This is a genomic window from Proteinivorax tanatarense (assembly GCF_040267685.1).
Lineage (GTDB): Bacteria > Bacillota > Proteinivoracia > Proteinivoracales > Proteinivoracaceae > Proteinivorax > Proteinivorax tanatarense.
In genome coordinates, this window is the sequence record NZ_CP158367.1 from 927,888 (window position 1) to 941,231 (window position 13,344).

Annotated in this window: 14 protein-coding genes and 1 other annotated feature; of the genes, 13 read left to right on the forward strand and 1 reads right to left on the reverse strand. The window is 34.5% G+C overall.

Translation table 11 applies throughout. The annotated features are described in order from the left end of the window. Nucleotides 1-27 precede the first annotated feature (27 nt). Nucleotides 28-1,854 (reverse strand): asparagine synthase (glutamine-hydrolyzing), encoded by a 1,827-nt coding sequence (gene asnB, locus PRVXT_RS04600; RefSeq protein ID WP_350344498.1) that lies wholly within the window; start codon nucleotides 1,852-1,854, stop codon nucleotides 28-30. A 176-nt stretch (nucleotides 1,855-2,030) separates the two neighbouring features. Here asnB and PRVXT_RS04605 point away from each other — a divergent pair, with 176 nt between their 5' ends. The 13 genes from PRVXT_RS04605 to udk all read left to right on the forward strand — a co-directional run bounded on the left by PRVXT_RS04605 (nucleotide 2,031) and on the right by udk (nucleotide 13,299). Continuing rightward, nucleotides 2,031-2,873: a DegV family protein gene (locus tag PRVXT_RS04605; protein ID WP_350344499.1), complete on the forward strand. Its 843-nt coding sequence runs from the start codon at nucleotides 2,031-2,033 to the stop codon at nucleotides 2,871-2,873. Nucleotides 2,874-2,993: 120 nt separating this feature from the next. After that, nucleotides 2,994-3,572 (forward strand): PRC-barrel domain-containing protein, encoded by a 579-nt coding sequence (locus PRVXT_RS04610; RefSeq protein ID WP_350344500.1) that lies wholly within the window; start codon nucleotides 2,994-2,996, stop codon nucleotides 3,570-3,572. 12 nt (nucleotides 3,573-3,584) lie between these two features. Then, nucleotides 3,585-3,761, forward strand: a complete 177-nt coding sequence (locus PRVXT_RS04615) for a hypothetical protein (RefSeq protein WP_350344501.1) — start codon at nucleotides 3,585-3,587, stop codon at nucleotides 3,759-3,761. Nucleotides 3,762-3,777: 16 nt separating this feature from the next. After that, entirely contained in the window at nucleotides 3,778-4,098 is a 321-nt protein-coding gene (locus PRVXT_RS04620; RefSeq protein ID WP_350344502.1) for a hypothetical protein, read from the forward strand. 102 nt (nucleotides 4,099-4,200) lie between these two features. Then, nucleotides 4,201-5,298 carry an AI-2E family transporter gene (locus PRVXT_RS04625; protein WP_350344503.1) on the forward strand — a complete coding sequence of 366 codons (1,098 nt, stop codon included), beginning with the start codon at nucleotides 4,201-4,203 and terminating at the stop codon, nucleotides 5,296-5,298. Between the two features lie 48 nt (nucleotides 5,299-5,346). After that, nucleotides 5,347-5,548: a binding site (T-box leader), on the forward strand. A 65-nt stretch (nucleotides 5,549-5,613) separates the two neighbouring features. Continuing rightward, entirely contained in the window at nucleotides 5,614-8,214 is a 2,601-nt protein-coding gene (alaS, locus tag PRVXT_RS04630) for an alanine--tRNA ligase (protein ID WP_350344504.1), read from the forward strand. 109 nt (nucleotides 8,215-8,323) lie between these two features. Further along, on the forward strand, nucleotides 8,324-8,578 hold the full coding sequence (locus PRVXT_RS04635) for an IreB family regulatory phosphoprotein (protein ID WP_350344505.1): 255 nt from the start codon (nucleotides 8,324-8,326) through the stop codon (nucleotides 8,576-8,578). Next, the gene (locus PRVXT_RS04640; protein ID WP_350344506.1) at nucleotides 8,565-9,521 is read left to right on the forward strand and encodes an aldo/keto reductase; all 957 of its coding nucleotides are present in this window, start codon (nucleotides 8,565-8,567) and stop codon (nucleotides 9,519-9,521) included. The genes PRVXT_RS04635 and PRVXT_RS04640 overlap by 14 nt, the downstream gene beginning before the upstream one ends. A 19-nt stretch (nucleotides 9,522-9,540) precedes the next feature. Continuing rightward, entirely contained in the window at nucleotides 9,541-9,954 is a 414-nt protein-coding gene (ruvX, locus tag PRVXT_RS04645; protein ID WP_350344507.1) for a Holliday junction resolvase RuvX, read from the forward strand. A gap of 50 nt (nucleotides 9,955-10,004) precedes the next feature. Further along, nucleotides 10,005-10,268 carry a DUF1292 domain-containing protein gene (locus PRVXT_RS04650; protein WP_350344508.1) on the forward strand — a complete coding sequence of 88 codons (264 nt, stop codon included), beginning with the start codon at nucleotides 10,005-10,007 and terminating at the stop codon, nucleotides 10,266-10,268. Nucleotides 10,269-10,290: 22 nt separating this feature from the next. Further along, on the forward strand, nucleotides 10,291-11,406 hold the full coding sequence (gene mltG / locus PRVXT_RS04655) for an endolytic transglycosylase MltG (protein ID WP_350344509.1): 1,116 nt from the start codon (nucleotides 10,291-10,293) through the stop codon (nucleotides 11,404-11,406). 53 nt (nucleotides 11,407-11,459) lie between these two features. Continuing rightward, nucleotides 11,460-12,674, forward strand: coding sequence for a peptidase U32 family protein (locus PRVXT_RS04660; RefSeq protein ID WP_350344510.1), 1,215 nt, complete (start codon nucleotides 11,460-11,462; stop codon nucleotides 12,672-12,674). A 1-nt stretch (nucleotide 12,675) separates the two neighbouring features. After that, entirely contained in the window at nucleotides 12,676-13,299 is a 624-nt protein-coding gene (gene udk / locus PRVXT_RS04665; protein ID WP_350344511.1) for a uridine kinase, read from the forward strand. Nucleotides 13,300-13,344 lie beyond the last annotated feature (45 nt).

The window sequence follows — 13,344 nt, forward strand, 5'->3', positions numbered from 1 at the left end:
ATATTTAACTTTTCTCAAAATAGAAGTCTAATTCAAATTTTTTTTGTACCACATAGCTAAAATATATAGCGTCCAAAGCTTTCGAGCGTTGTTAGCTTTGCCTTTTTTGTGGTCTTTATATAATTTATCAGCATAATTTAAGTTGATGTATTTTCCTAGGCCACTGTCTTTTATTACATCAATACAATGTGAGCCACGCTTACCTTTAAGCCAAGTAGCTAATGGCACAGGAAAACCTAGCTTTGGTCGGTCAATAATGTGGTTTGGCACTACTTGTTTTAATGAATCGCGAAGAATAATCTTAGTTGCCTTAGTGTTTATTAAAAATTCAGTGGGAATTTGGCTAGCTACTTTGAAAACCTCTATGTCTAAAAAAGGTACTCGCAACTCAATTGAATTGGCCATAGACATTTTATCGGCCTTGGTTAGTATATTCCCAGGCAACCAGAAGTTTATGTCAATTAATTGCATTTGCTTTACAGGATCTAACTGAGAAACAGAGTTATAAAATGGTGCTGTAAGCTCAAATGGCGACTGAAAATCGGAAGGGAGGTCTAACATAATATTATCAATGTCATCTACAAAAATTTTGGCATTACCTAAAAAGCGTTGGGATAAAGGAGTAGTGCCTCTTAAGATATAGTTTTTACCATAAAAATTGAAGGTAGGTTTTATTAATTTGTTTAAGCCTGTTTTCAAGCTGCCTGGTAACAGAGCAAAATTTTTTAACGCCAACGGTTCTTGGTAAATCCTATAACCAGCAAAAAATTCATCGGCTCCTTCCCCAGATAAAACTACTTTTACATGTTTTGAAGCCAACTTTGAAACTAGATAAAGTGCTATTGCAGAAGGATCAGCCACAGGCTCATCTATATACCTAATATAATCATTGATAGATTGGAAGTATTCCTGTTCAGAAATCATCCATTTATGATGCTGAGTATCTAAAACTTTAGCAGTTTTAGAAGAGTGGATGCACTCATTTTGAGGTCCGTCAAAGCCTACCGAAAAAGTTTTGATTTTTTTTCTATGCCTCATCAATGCTGCTACAGCTGTTGAGTCTACTCCGCTAGATAGGAAGGCGCCCACAGGCACATCACTTTGCATATGAACTTTAACTGACTGTTCCATTACATGTGCGATTTCATCTCTGTATTGTTCTAATGACTTATTCTTTGGAGAAAATTTTGCAGTCCAATACCGTTCTGTTTTCACTTTTCCATTTTCTATGATTAATCTATGCCCGGGCAGAAGCTTAAAAACATCTTTAAGTATGGTCTTATCCAATGGAACGTATTGATAGGTAAGGTAGTAGCAAAGACTTTTTTTATCTATTTGTTTTTCATCTAAAGCAAGCATCAAACTTTTAAGTTCAGACGAACATGCCAATCTATCTTGATTTATGTTATAGTATAAGGGCTTTATTCCAAAATGATCTCTACAAACTAAGACAATATCTTTTTCTAAATCATAAAGAATAAAAGCAAACATACCTCTAAGGTGGTCAACTAAATCTTTCCCATATTCTTCGTATAGATGAACTATGGTTTCTGTATCTCCCTGTGTGGAAAACTTGTGTCCTCTTGTTTCTAGATGTTTTCGTAGTTGCTTATAATTATATATTTCGCCGTTGCAAACCAGCTTAATGTTACCCTTTTCATTAGTTAAAGGTTGGTTAGCTCCTTCGGTGTCAATAATGGATAATCTTCTAAAAGATAGGCCTATTTTTTGATTGAGAAAAATGCCCTCACTGTCTGGGCCGCGATGAATCATTAAATCTGCCATTTTTTTCATGAGTGTTTTAGCCTCATTACCTTTCGAGTTAAAAAAATATAGGCCGTTTATTCCACACATATATAGCTTCCTCCTTTAATAAACTATAAAAGTCCTTTAGTTAATTTCTATATTTTATGTAAAAAGCCCAAAAATGTGTCATTGATACATTATTATATTAAAATTAAAGGAATTTATTTATATTATGGAGAACAATTAACTGAGTAGACATTTTTACACTTTTGAGGAGGACTCTTATGCAAAAAATAAAGTTATTTACTGACAGTACTAGCGATTTATCAGAAAAGATACTAAAAGAACATAACATAGATGTGGTACCATTAAATGTGATATTTGATGACCAAGCTTTTAAAGATGGCAAGGATATTAAAACAGATAAAATGTATAAAATGGTTGAAGAAAAGGATAAACTACCTAAAACTTCTGGCACCCCTCCTAAAGATTTTGTTGATGCATTTAAACCGTATATAGAAGAAGGTTATGAAATTATATATATCGGTCTTTCTTCTGAGCTTTCTGCCACTTATCAAAATGCAAAGTTAGCATCCCAGAGCCTTGATGGGAAAATACACGTTGTTGATTCAAAGAACCTTTGTGTAGGAATAGGAATATTGGTGTTGAAAGCGGCAGATTTTATAAAAGAAGGTTATAGTTCCGAACAAGTAGTGGAGAATGTGGAGAATCTAGTTGAAAAAGTTGAAATGCAATTTGTAATTAATACCCTTGACTATCTTCATAAAGGAGGAAGATGTACAGGAGTTCAAAACTTTGTTGGTACTATGTTAAAAATCCGTCCAGTGGTCAAGGTGGTTGACGGTGGAATGATCTTAGCACAAAAAACCCGTGGAAAGTTTAAGAAAGCACTACAAAACATGTTAAAAAATGCATTAAAAGATAAAGAACAGATAAGGAAAGATAAAATAGTTGTTGCACATTCTATGAATAAAGAGGGAGCAGATTATCTAAAAGAGCAATTAGAGAAGGAATTGGAAGGCGAGATTATCATGACTGAAGCTGAATGTGTAATTTCCAGTCATTGTGGCCCTAAAACTGTCGGATTGGCGTACCTTAAGAAATAATTTACACTTATATAGATTTTTTGGAAATAAACTAGTCGCTTTACAGCTAGTTTATTTTTTTGCATTTTTTAAATTAAATAAGAGAAAATATAAATGATAATATTTTTTAGGGGGAATTACATGAAAAGGCTTAGCTACTTAATGGGTATGCCACTTTTAGCGATAGATAAAGGAGAAAAAGTGGGAGAGTTGTGTGAAGGTTACCTAAATACTCAAGAACACAGTATTGGAGGATTTATTTTAAAGAAAGGAACAATTATTACGCAGCCATTTGGTGTATTTCCCAACCAAGTTAACGTCGGGGAAAGTGCTATAGTCTTGAAAGAAAAAGAACAACCGCAGGTTTTAGATTTACCCCAACACTGCTTTCCTTACACAAAGATAAAAGAAAAACCCATTTACACAAAAAATGGAGAAAACCTTGGCAATATACAGGATATTTTGTTTTTAAAGGAAAATGGAAAAATTCTGGGGTTCGAAGTTTCTGACGGTATTATTAACGATATTTTAAATGGAAGAGGTATAATTCCAGTCCCATCGTCAACAATATATGGAAAAGATACCATTGTGGTACCCAATGAGGTAATAGATATGGCAAATAAACAACTAGCTTTAGAAGATTTAAAAATTCATTTAGAGAATTTAGATAAAAACACTTCTTTGGATAATAATAGCTGGGATACAGTGGAACAATATTAAGGAGGATTGCCTATGAATTGTCCAGTTTGTCAGGGGAGAGATGTGGGACAGATAGCTAACGAACAGTTTTATTGCTGGAACTGCTTTGTAGTTTATCAAAAAACAAATGACAAACTAAAGGTTTATGAGGTGGACGATGAAGGATCATTAATTGCCTTAGATAGTGATGAGTATGACGATGAACTCTAATTAACCGGAGGTGCTTATGAGACGCGGATATATTCAAGGGTTGATTGTAGGAGGATTATTAGGACTGGCAGTAGGAAAGTTAATGAGAAAAGGTAGTTTTAATAAAATAAAAGAAGGATTTTATTCACATGTTGATGATGCTTTTCAGTACCTTGATGATGAAAATGATAATTCATTTGGTTACGCTACTAATGGTAAGTACGAGGATCAGGTTGAGAACTTTATAGATGATTCTGTAGATAAAGCAGAGGATGTGGTAGAGGATATAAAAGATGAGTATAAAGGTAAAAATAGAAAAACTCAGCCTAAACGTCTAATGAGAAGAAAAAGGACATAGAATAAGGCAGATGTGACTTTAAAATCACGTCTGCCTTTTTATTAAAAAAAGGTTTTATTTTGCTAAGTAGGGTGATAGAATGTAGAGAGGAGGTTATGAAAATTGAATATAAAAAAATACTTTGAAAATAAAAGCGTCAGATTAGCAATGAAAATTACTCTAGCAGTGCTACTAGTTGTATTTATTTTTTCATTAGTTACATTTTCTGCAATTTCGTTTATTATGGTTTCTGGTCGAACAGTTATATCTCTTTTAGCTCCACTGTTTATAGCATTGATTATTGCCTATATTCTTAATCCAATAGTGGTTTACTTTCAACAAAAAAAAGTTCCGCGGGGAATTTCGGTATTAGTTATATATATAATAATTTTCACTGCTCTTTATATTTTAGTTGCTAGAATGATACCTATTGTAAGCCATGAAATAACCCGGTTAAATCAGAATTTGCCAAATTATACTGAGGATATAAATCAGTTTATTATAGATTTTAATGAACAAACAGAGCGTATAGAAATGCCAAAAGGGTTAGAAGATAGTATTGAAGAAGGTTTGGATGTATTTCAAGAAGCTCTATTAAACACCTTTGCAAAACTTCCTGAATTTGGTCTTAATTTAGCTATGGGATTATTTCAGTTTTTTATGGTGTTAGTGTTAACCTTCTATTGTTTGCGGGATTACTATCTGTTTCAAAGAGCTTTTTTCAAGTTGGTGCCAGCTAAGAAAAAGGCTAGTTTTGCCAAAGTGGCCCATGAGATTGATGAATCTTTAGGAAACTACATAAGAGGCATCATAATAGTTTGTACTATGATAGGTATAACCACTTATTTAGGACTATTATTTTTAGGAGTAGAGTACTCTTTGACCTTAGGTATTTTTGCAGGTATAACAAACGTGATACCATATTTTGGACCTTGGATTGGAGCTGTGCCAGCTACTATTGTTGCGTTTTTCCAAGAACCCATACTTGCTGTAAAGGTAGTTATCGTTGTAACTATTATACAGCAAATAGAAAGTCAACTAGTAGCACCACAGGTTTTAGGCAAAAAGTTAAACTTACATCCTGTTGCAGTTATCCTATCACTTATAGCAGGGGGAACATTTTTTGGAGTTAAAGGTATGATTTTAGCTGTTCCAGTTGTTGCAGTTTCAAGGATAATATTTAGAAATATAATAGCTTATATAGTGAGTAAGCAAAAATAAATTGACATAAATTAGATAAAACAATATAATAAAAACATAATTAATAATTAAAAACCGTGAAAGGGAATGAGTACACAAAACTGCTTTTTAAAGAGAAAAGGATCCTTGGCTGAAAGATTCTTTATAAGCTATTGTGGAAGCTGTCCTGGAGGTGTTTGGCTAAAGCCAAACCGGTGAGAACCGTTAAAGTGTAAGAGCGATTCTAACTATAGAATAAATTGGGTGGTACCGCGGCCTGTTCGTCCCTGTTGTATTTCAACAGGGACTTTTTTGTCAAATTATTGTTTAAATTGATTGCTAAAAGGAGTGTAATTTATGAAAACCAATGAAATAAGAAGTAATTTTTTAAAGTTTTTTGAAACCAAAGACCATGATATATTAGACAGTGCACCCTTGATTCCTAAAAATGACCCTACTTTGCTATTGATTGGTGCAGGAATGGCACCTTTTAAGGATTATTTTACGGGAAATAAGACTAGAAATAATCCTAAAGTAGTTACGTCGCAAAAATGTATCAGAACTGGCGATATAGAAAATGTAGGCGTTACTGCTAGACATCATACATTTTTTGAAATGTTGGGCAATTTTTCTTTTGGTGATTACTTTAAGGAAGAAGCTATAAAGTGGGCTTGGGAATTTTTAACTAAATGGTTAAAGTTAAACAAAGATAATTTGTATATATCTGTATATCATGAAGATGAAGAAGCTTATAAAATCTGGCAAGAAAAGATAGGTGTCAACAAAGATAGAATAGTAAAATTAGGGAAAGAAGATAATTTTTGGGAAATAGGTGTTGGTCCATGTGGACCATCATCAGAGATTTATTATGATCAAGGGGAGGAACTTGGATGCGATAATCCTGATTGTAAACCAGGATGCGAATGTGATCGGTATCTTGAAATTTGGAATTTGGTATTTACCCAGTTTAACAAAGATGAAAATGGTAACTATACCCCATTAGAATCAAAAAATATAGATACAGGTATGGGCTTAGAAAGAATAGCCGCAGTCATGCAGGGTGTTAAAACCAATTATGAAATTGATGCAATCATGCCCATCATTCAAAAAACTGCCGCTTTAGGCGATGAAAATTATGGTCATAATGCTAAAATAGATACTTCCTTAAAAGTCATTGCAGACCATGTAAGGGCTATTGCCTTTATGATTACTGATGGTGTTATGCCTTCAAATGAAGGCAGGGGATATGTTTTAAGAAGATTGATAAGAAAAGCGGCAAGGCATGGAATAATTTTAGGAATCAAAGGGAACTTTTTGTCTGAGTTAATAGATGTAGTTGAAGAAATAATGGGGCATCATTATTCGGAGTTAACCGATAAAAAAGATTATATTACAAAGGTCGTTTCCATAGAAGAAGAGCGCTTTGCTCAAACCTTAGATCAGGGACTTGAATTGCTAAATGAAGAGTTAGAAAAACAAAATGATGGCAACTTTGATGGTGAAACTGCTTTTAAGTTATATGATACCTATGGGTTTCCACTGGATATGACAAAAGAGATCTTAAAAGAGCAGGGTATAACTGTGGATGAAGAACAGTTTTATAAATCCTTAGAGGAACAACGAAATCGTGCTCGCATGGCAAGGCAGGAGGATGGGAATTTTGGTGTGGATAATTTATCGTTTTTAAAAGAAGTTCCTGCTACAAAATTTGTAGGTTACAATAATCTAAACATAAATACCACTTTAGATGTATTGTTCAATGATATAAGTATCGACACAGCTTATAAGAATGATGAAATAAAGGTTTTAGTATCTGAAACTCCACTTTATCCTGAAGGTGGCGGCCAAGTAGGAGATAAGGGTAAAATAATCACAGAAACAGGAACTGTAAAAATTTTAGATACAATAAAAAAAGGTGACCATATTATTTCTATTGGAAAAGTAGAAAGTGGCAGTGTTAAGGTAGGGCAAAAGGCAAAGGTTCAAGTTACTTCTTCCACTAGGCGGGAAACTGAAATAAACCATACAGCAACTCATGTGCTTCATAAAGTGTTAAAAGAAGTTCTAGGTACTCAGGTTAAGCAAGGGGGATCTTATGTGGACTCCCAAAGACTTAGATTTGATTTTACCCATTTTGAACCTTTGACAGATGAGCAATTACAGATGATTGAAAGTAAAGTAAATGAGATTATAGATTCAGGTAAAGAGGTTATAACAGAGCATAAATCCTTACAAGAAGCACAATCAGAAGGAGCAGAAGCTCTATTTGGAGAAAAATACGAAGAAAATGTGAGGGTTGTATCGGTAGGAGATTATAGCAAAGAACTGTGTGGCGGAACCCATGTTTCTAATACACTGCAAATAAGATTGTTTAAAATTGTTTCAGAAAGTTCTGTTGGATCTGGGCTAAGAAGAATTGAAGCTTTAGCTGGTCAAAATGCTTTAAACTATTTTATGGAAAAAGACAAATTAGTTCAGGACTTGGCTCAACAGTTAAAGTGTAATCCAAATGACTTGCATCAAAAAGTTATGGATTTAAACAATAATATTAAAGAGCTTAAAGATGAATTGAAAACAGCTCAAAGTAAGCTAGCTGGTTCAGCTATCGATGATATACTTGAAAATGGTAAAAAGTGTGGGGAAACTAAAGTTTATACAGCTAAAGTCGATGTTAAAAATCCGGGACAAATGAGAGAAATAACAGATAAAGTTGTGGCCAATCAAGATAATGCAGTTGTTGTGTTAGCAGCTGAAATTGATGGCAAAGTGAACTTTGCCGCAAAAGCAACTAAAAACGCTGTTTCATCTGGTGTTCATTGCGGCAAAATAATAAAAGAAGTAGCTTCAATTTGCTCAGGGGGTGGTGGTGGCAAACCTAATATGGCACAAGCAGGAGGTAAGGAGCCTGAGAAAATTAATGAGGCCCTTAAAGAAGTTTTAAACCTATTGGAAGAATAGTACAGGAATAATTGGGTAAGTTTATTTATATACCCAACTTTTGCAGGAAATTTTGCTAATTGTGTCGAATAAACTTATAACGAAAAAAAATTTAAAGGGGGTTGGAATTATGACTAATTCCCAACATACTATGAAATTTCAAGCTCAAAAAGAGGAAAAGGATGTAAAATCTACTTTAGCAGAGGTTTTTGAAAGTTTAGAAGAAAAAGGATATAGCCCTATCAATCAAATTGTTGGTTATTTGTTATCTGGAGATCCAGCATACATCACCAGTCACAACAATGCTAGGGTTAAGATAAGAAAATTAGAGCGGGATGAAATTTTAGAAGAATTAGTAAAGAATTATATTAATGCTATTAAATAAAAACTACCACAAACTGGGAAACACCGAACTGGAAGTTTCCCCAATATGCTTTGGCACCCTCACTATGGGACCCCTACAGAGAAATCTTACTCCCCTAGAGGGTGCCAAACTTTTGTCCTACGGCTATGAAAAAGGGATTAACTTTATAGACACAGCAGAAATATATGATAACTATGCCCATATTAAAAAAAGTATGGAAATGTCTAGATATCGTCCTATTATAAGCACAAAGTCCTATTGTTTTAACAAAAAAACAGCTCAGGTTAGTGTGGAAAAAGCATTAACAGAGCTTGGTGTGGAATATTTAGATGTATTTTTACTGCATGAGCAGTCATCATATCATTCTATTAGAGGTCATTATGAAGCTGTAGAAACATTGCTAAAGTATAAAGAGAGAGGATTAATAAAGCATGTAGGAGTTTCAACTCACCATATACAATGTGTGCGAGATGTTAATTCTTTTCCAGAGATTGATGTCATCCATCCTATTTTTAATGTAAAGGGACTGGGAATAGTAGATGGTAACTTTACAGATATGGCACAAGCTATTGATACAGCTTTTCAAATGGGAAAAGGGATTTATGTCATGAAGGCTTTGGGTGGAGGACATTTGATTAGAGACAGTAAAATGGCTTTAGAATATGTTTTTTCTAAAAAAGAGGTGGATTCTGTGGCCATTGGTATGCAATCTAGCTTGGAAATTGACTTTAATATACAGCTTTTTAACGGAGTTTACAATCATGGTTTAGCTGAAAAGTTATCCAACAAAAATAGAGAGCTTATCATACATAACTGGTGTCAAAAATGTGGGAAATGTGTTGAAACTTGCCCGCAGAATGCTTTGACTATAGAAGAAAAAAAAGTTAAAGTAATAAGAGGAAAATGTGTTTTCTGTGGGTATTGTAGTAGGGTGTGTTCGGATTTTTGCATTAAGGTAATTTAGTAATAAGAGGTGTATTTATTTGAGAATAATGGGGCTAGACTTAGGAGAAAAAACTATCGGTGTGGCTGTTTCAGATGCTTTAAAGTTAACAGCTCAGGGAATTACAGTTATTTCTAGAGCAGGGAAAAAAAATGACTTTGCTAAACTTAAGCAAATTATAGATGAGTATGAGGTCAGCACTGTTGTAATTGGGCTGCCTAAAAACATGGATAATTCCATAGGTGATAGGGGAGAACTATCCATAAAATTTAAAGATAGAATGGAAAAAAAATTTCCTCATTTAGAATATAAGTTAGAGGACGAGCGCTTGACTACAGCTCAAGCACAAAGGCAGTTAATCGAAGCTGATGTTAGTAGAAAAACAAGAAAAAAAGTGATTGACAAACAAGCAGCGGTGCTAATTTTACAAAATTATTTAGCTAAGCTAAAATAAAAATAAAAGTTTTAATGCCTACAAACTATCATATTAGGAGGTTTACTATAATGGATCAAGAAAAAGAGAACATTCGTATTGCTTTAGTGGATGATGAGGGAAATGAACATCTTTTTAATGAATATGACAGAGTTTCTTATGATGGAGAGGAATATGTTTTTTTGATTCCCGAAGGAACTATAGAACCAGAAACGGCTCATGTATTTAAGGTTGAAGAAAAAGACGGTGAACTTGTCTATAACGTAGTTGAGGATTCAGATCTTTTAGATAAGATTGAAGAGACTTGGCATAACGAGTTAAAAGAAGAGGACTAGGTATTGAGGGAGGGGAGAGAGCTTGAAATTGAATATATGGGACAAGCTAAAAAAAACTAAAGATTATTTATCCCCAACAGTGTTAAAAAAGAAGTTTAAATCTTCTCTGCATAATTGGTCTAAGAAAAAAACAGTAATAACGATACTGAGTACTATAGTGTTGTTTTTTTTAATCGGAGGTTTGGCTATTTTAAATTTAACTGCCCCACCCGGAGATGGAAATCAAGTCATTCATGTTGAAGTTCCTTTGGGGACTTCAACTCAGGAAATTGCTCAAATGCTGAAAAAAGAAGGTGTAATTAAAAATAAGAATCTTTTTTTAGCCTATGCCCACTTAAATAATTTAAACGGTAGCTTCCAAGCAGGGGACTATACTTTAACCGATGGACTTAGTTATGAAGAGTTGGGGGAGTTGCTAACAGAAGGTAGAGTTGCCAGAGAAACTGTTAGGTTTACCATACCTGAAGGCTTTACTGTGGAGCAGATTGCTATTCGATTAGAAGAACAGGGATTAGCTGAGAGGGATAAATTTCTTCAGCTTGTACAAGATGGGGAGTTTGAATATGATTTTATAGAGCGGTTAGAGGATGTGCAACACGATTATAGGTTGGAAGGGTATCTTTTTCCAAATACCTATGAAGTGTATCCAGACATCACAGAATGGCAGTTAATCGATATGATGCTCAGTTCTTTTGATGAAGTGTTAACTGAAAGCAAAATAGACCAGATGGAAGAACTGGACTTAACTGTCCATGAAGCGGTTACCTTAGCGTCGTTAATTGAAAGGGAAGCTAAACATGACAGTGAAAAGACCAAGATAGCTAGCGTGATTTACAACAGGTTGGAAAAGGGGATGTTACTTCAAATAGATGCTACTGTGCTTTATGCCATTGGGCATAGAGAGAGAGTTACTTATGAAGATTTGGAAGTTGACTCACCTTATAATACCTACAAATATAAGGGTATTCCACCGACACCAATCGCCAGTCCAGGTAAAGCATCGATAGATGCAGTTTTGCAACCTAAAGACACAAATTATCTTTACTATGTTGCTGACCGGGAGACAGGTTACCATCACTTTGCCCAGACCTACGAAGAACACCAAGAAAATGCTGATAGATACTGGCACACAGATTAAGTAAAGGGGACGTAAAATTTACGTTCCCATTCTTACGTACATGAGGTGATAAAATGAACAGAAAACCAGAACTTTTGGCGCCAGCTGGAAGTTTAGAAAAACTAAAAATAGCAGTAGAATATGGGGCTGATGCAGTTTATCTTGCAGGAAAAAGCTTTGGACTAAGAGCGAGAGCAACTAATTTTTCTGAAAGTGAACTTTTAGAAGGGTTACATTATGCACATGTAAAAGGTGTAAAGGTTTATGTAACGGTAAATATACTAGCTCATAATTCCGATATAGAAAAGTTGCCTCCGTATTTAAAATGGTTACAGGCGGTTGGTGTTGATGCAGTTATTGTTGCTGATATAGGAGTAATTACTTTAGTTAAAGAGCTTGCTCCAGGTCTGGAAGTTCACGTAAGTACTCAAGCTAATGTCACTAACTATAAGTCAGCTGAGGTTATGAAAAAACTAGGGGCTTCTAGGGTGGTTGTGGCAAGAGAATTATCAATAAATGAAATAGCTCAACTTAAAGAAAAAGCTGATATAGAAGTAGAGTCATTTATCCATGGAGCTATGTGTATGGCATATTCTGGCCGTTGTTTACTAAGCTCCTATATGGCTGGTAGAAGCGCAAATAAAGGCGACTGTGCTCAACCTTGTAGATGGTCATATCATTTGGTAGAAGAACAGCGACCGGGAGAGTACATGCCAGTTGAAATCGACGAAAGAGGGACCTATATTATGAGCTCTAAAGATTTGATGGCTATGGAATTTTTAGATAAGCTTGTTTATGCTGGTATTGATAGTTTGAAAATAGAAGGAAGGATGAAGAGTGTTCATTATATTGCCACAGTTGTCAATGCCTATAGGCAAGCCTTAGATTTAATTGACAATAATGTTAAGTTTGACAGTAGCAAATGGGTAGAAGAATTAAAAAAAGCTTCAAATCGAGAATTTACATCTGGTTTTTATCATCGGCAAGCTGACCAGAGCGCTCAGAATATTTATAGCACTAAAAGTAATACTGAGTTTGACTTTGTGGGGATAGTTCGAAAAAAAGGAGACCAAAATAACATAGCTTTGATAGAACAAAGAAATCATTTTGCAAAAGGTGAGGAAGTTGAAGTTTTAATGCCTGGAGGGGCAGTCAAAAAGGCTAAAATTAATAACATTTGGGATGAGTATGACGTAGAAATGGAAAAAGCCCCTCATCCTCAACAACTTGTTAAAGTGGCCTTAGATATCCAAGTGGTAGATTTTGCAATTCTTAGAAGGGAGAAGTAAAATGACAGTACCAGTAATTATTGGAATAGCAGGAGGAACAGGTTCCGGGAAAACAACTGTAGCACAAAAAGTAGTAGAAAAAATTGATCATAGTAAAATAACGGTTATAGAACACGACTCTTATTATAAAGACCAATCCCACATATCTTTTGAAGAACGGCTAAAGACTAATTATGATCATCCTTTTGCTTTTGATACAGATTTGTTGTTAGACCACTTAACAAAATTAAGGGCAGGTCAATCTATTCAAAGACCTGTTTATTCTTTTAAATCTCACACTAGATTAAAAGAAAGCGTTATAGTAGAATCCAAAAAGATAATTATTTTAGAAGGGATTTTGATTTTAGAGGACAAAAAAATACGAGATCTTATGGACATAAAAGTGTATGTAGACACAGATGCAGACGTAAGAATTATACGAAGAGTTATTAGAGATATAAAAGAAAGAGAAAGAACGTTAGACTCAGTGGTAGACCAATATCTCTCAGTGGTTAGACCTATGCATTTACAGTTTGTAGAGCCCTCAAAGAAACATGCCGATATAATCATACCAGAGGGTGGGGAAAATAAGGTAGCTATAGATATTTTGGCAGCTAAAATAGTTTCGCTTGTAAATAACCATTGAATCATAAAAAACCCTCCTGGAAATAATATTTCCAGGAGGGTTTTT

What these genes read in the sequence shown, in the direction of transcription:
- asnB (WP_350344498.1), bottom strand. Translation starts at nt 1,854, where the DNA reads ATGTGTGGAATAAACGGCCTATATTTTTTTAACTCGAAAGGTAATGAG.
- PRVXT_RS04605 (WP_350344499.1), top strand. Translation starts at nt 2,031, where the DNA reads ATGCAAAAAATAAAGTTATTTACTGACAGTACTAGCGATTTATCAGAA.
- PRVXT_RS04610 (WP_350344500.1), top strand. Translation starts at nt 2,994, where the DNA reads ATGAAAAGGCTTAGCTACTTAATGGGTATGCCACTTTTAGCGATAGAT.
- PRVXT_RS04615 (WP_350344501.1), top strand. Translation starts at nt 3,585, where the DNA reads ATGAATTGTCCAGTTTGTCAGGGGAGAGATGTGGGACAGATAGCTAAC.
- PRVXT_RS04620 (WP_350344502.1), top strand. Translation starts at nt 3,778, where the DNA reads ATGAGACGCGGATATATTCAAGGGTTGATTGTAGGAGGATTATTAGGA.
- alaS (WP_350344504.1), top strand. Translation starts at nt 5,614, where the DNA reads ATGAAAACCAATGAAATAAGAAGTAATTTTTTAAAGTTTTTTGAAACC.
- PRVXT_RS04635 (WP_350344505.1), top strand. Translation starts at nt 8,324, where the DNA reads ATGACTAATTCCCAACATACTATGAAATTTCAAGCTCAAAAAGAGGAA.
- PRVXT_RS04640 (WP_350344506.1), top strand. Translation starts at nt 8,565, where the DNA reads ATGCTATTAAATAAAAACTACCACAAACTGGGAAACACCGAACTGGAA.
- PRVXT_RS04650 (WP_350344508.1), top strand. Translation starts at nt 10,005, where the DNA reads ATGGATCAAGAAAAAGAGAACATTCGTATTGCTTTAGTGGATGATGAG.
- PRVXT_RS04660 (WP_350344510.1), top strand. Translation starts at nt 11,460, where the DNA reads ATGAACAGAAAACCAGAACTTTTGGCGCCAGCTGGAAGTTTAGAAAAA.
- udk (WP_350344511.1), top strand. Translation starts at nt 12,676, where the DNA reads ATGACAGTACCAGTAATTATTGGAATAGCAGGAGGAACAGGTTCCGGG.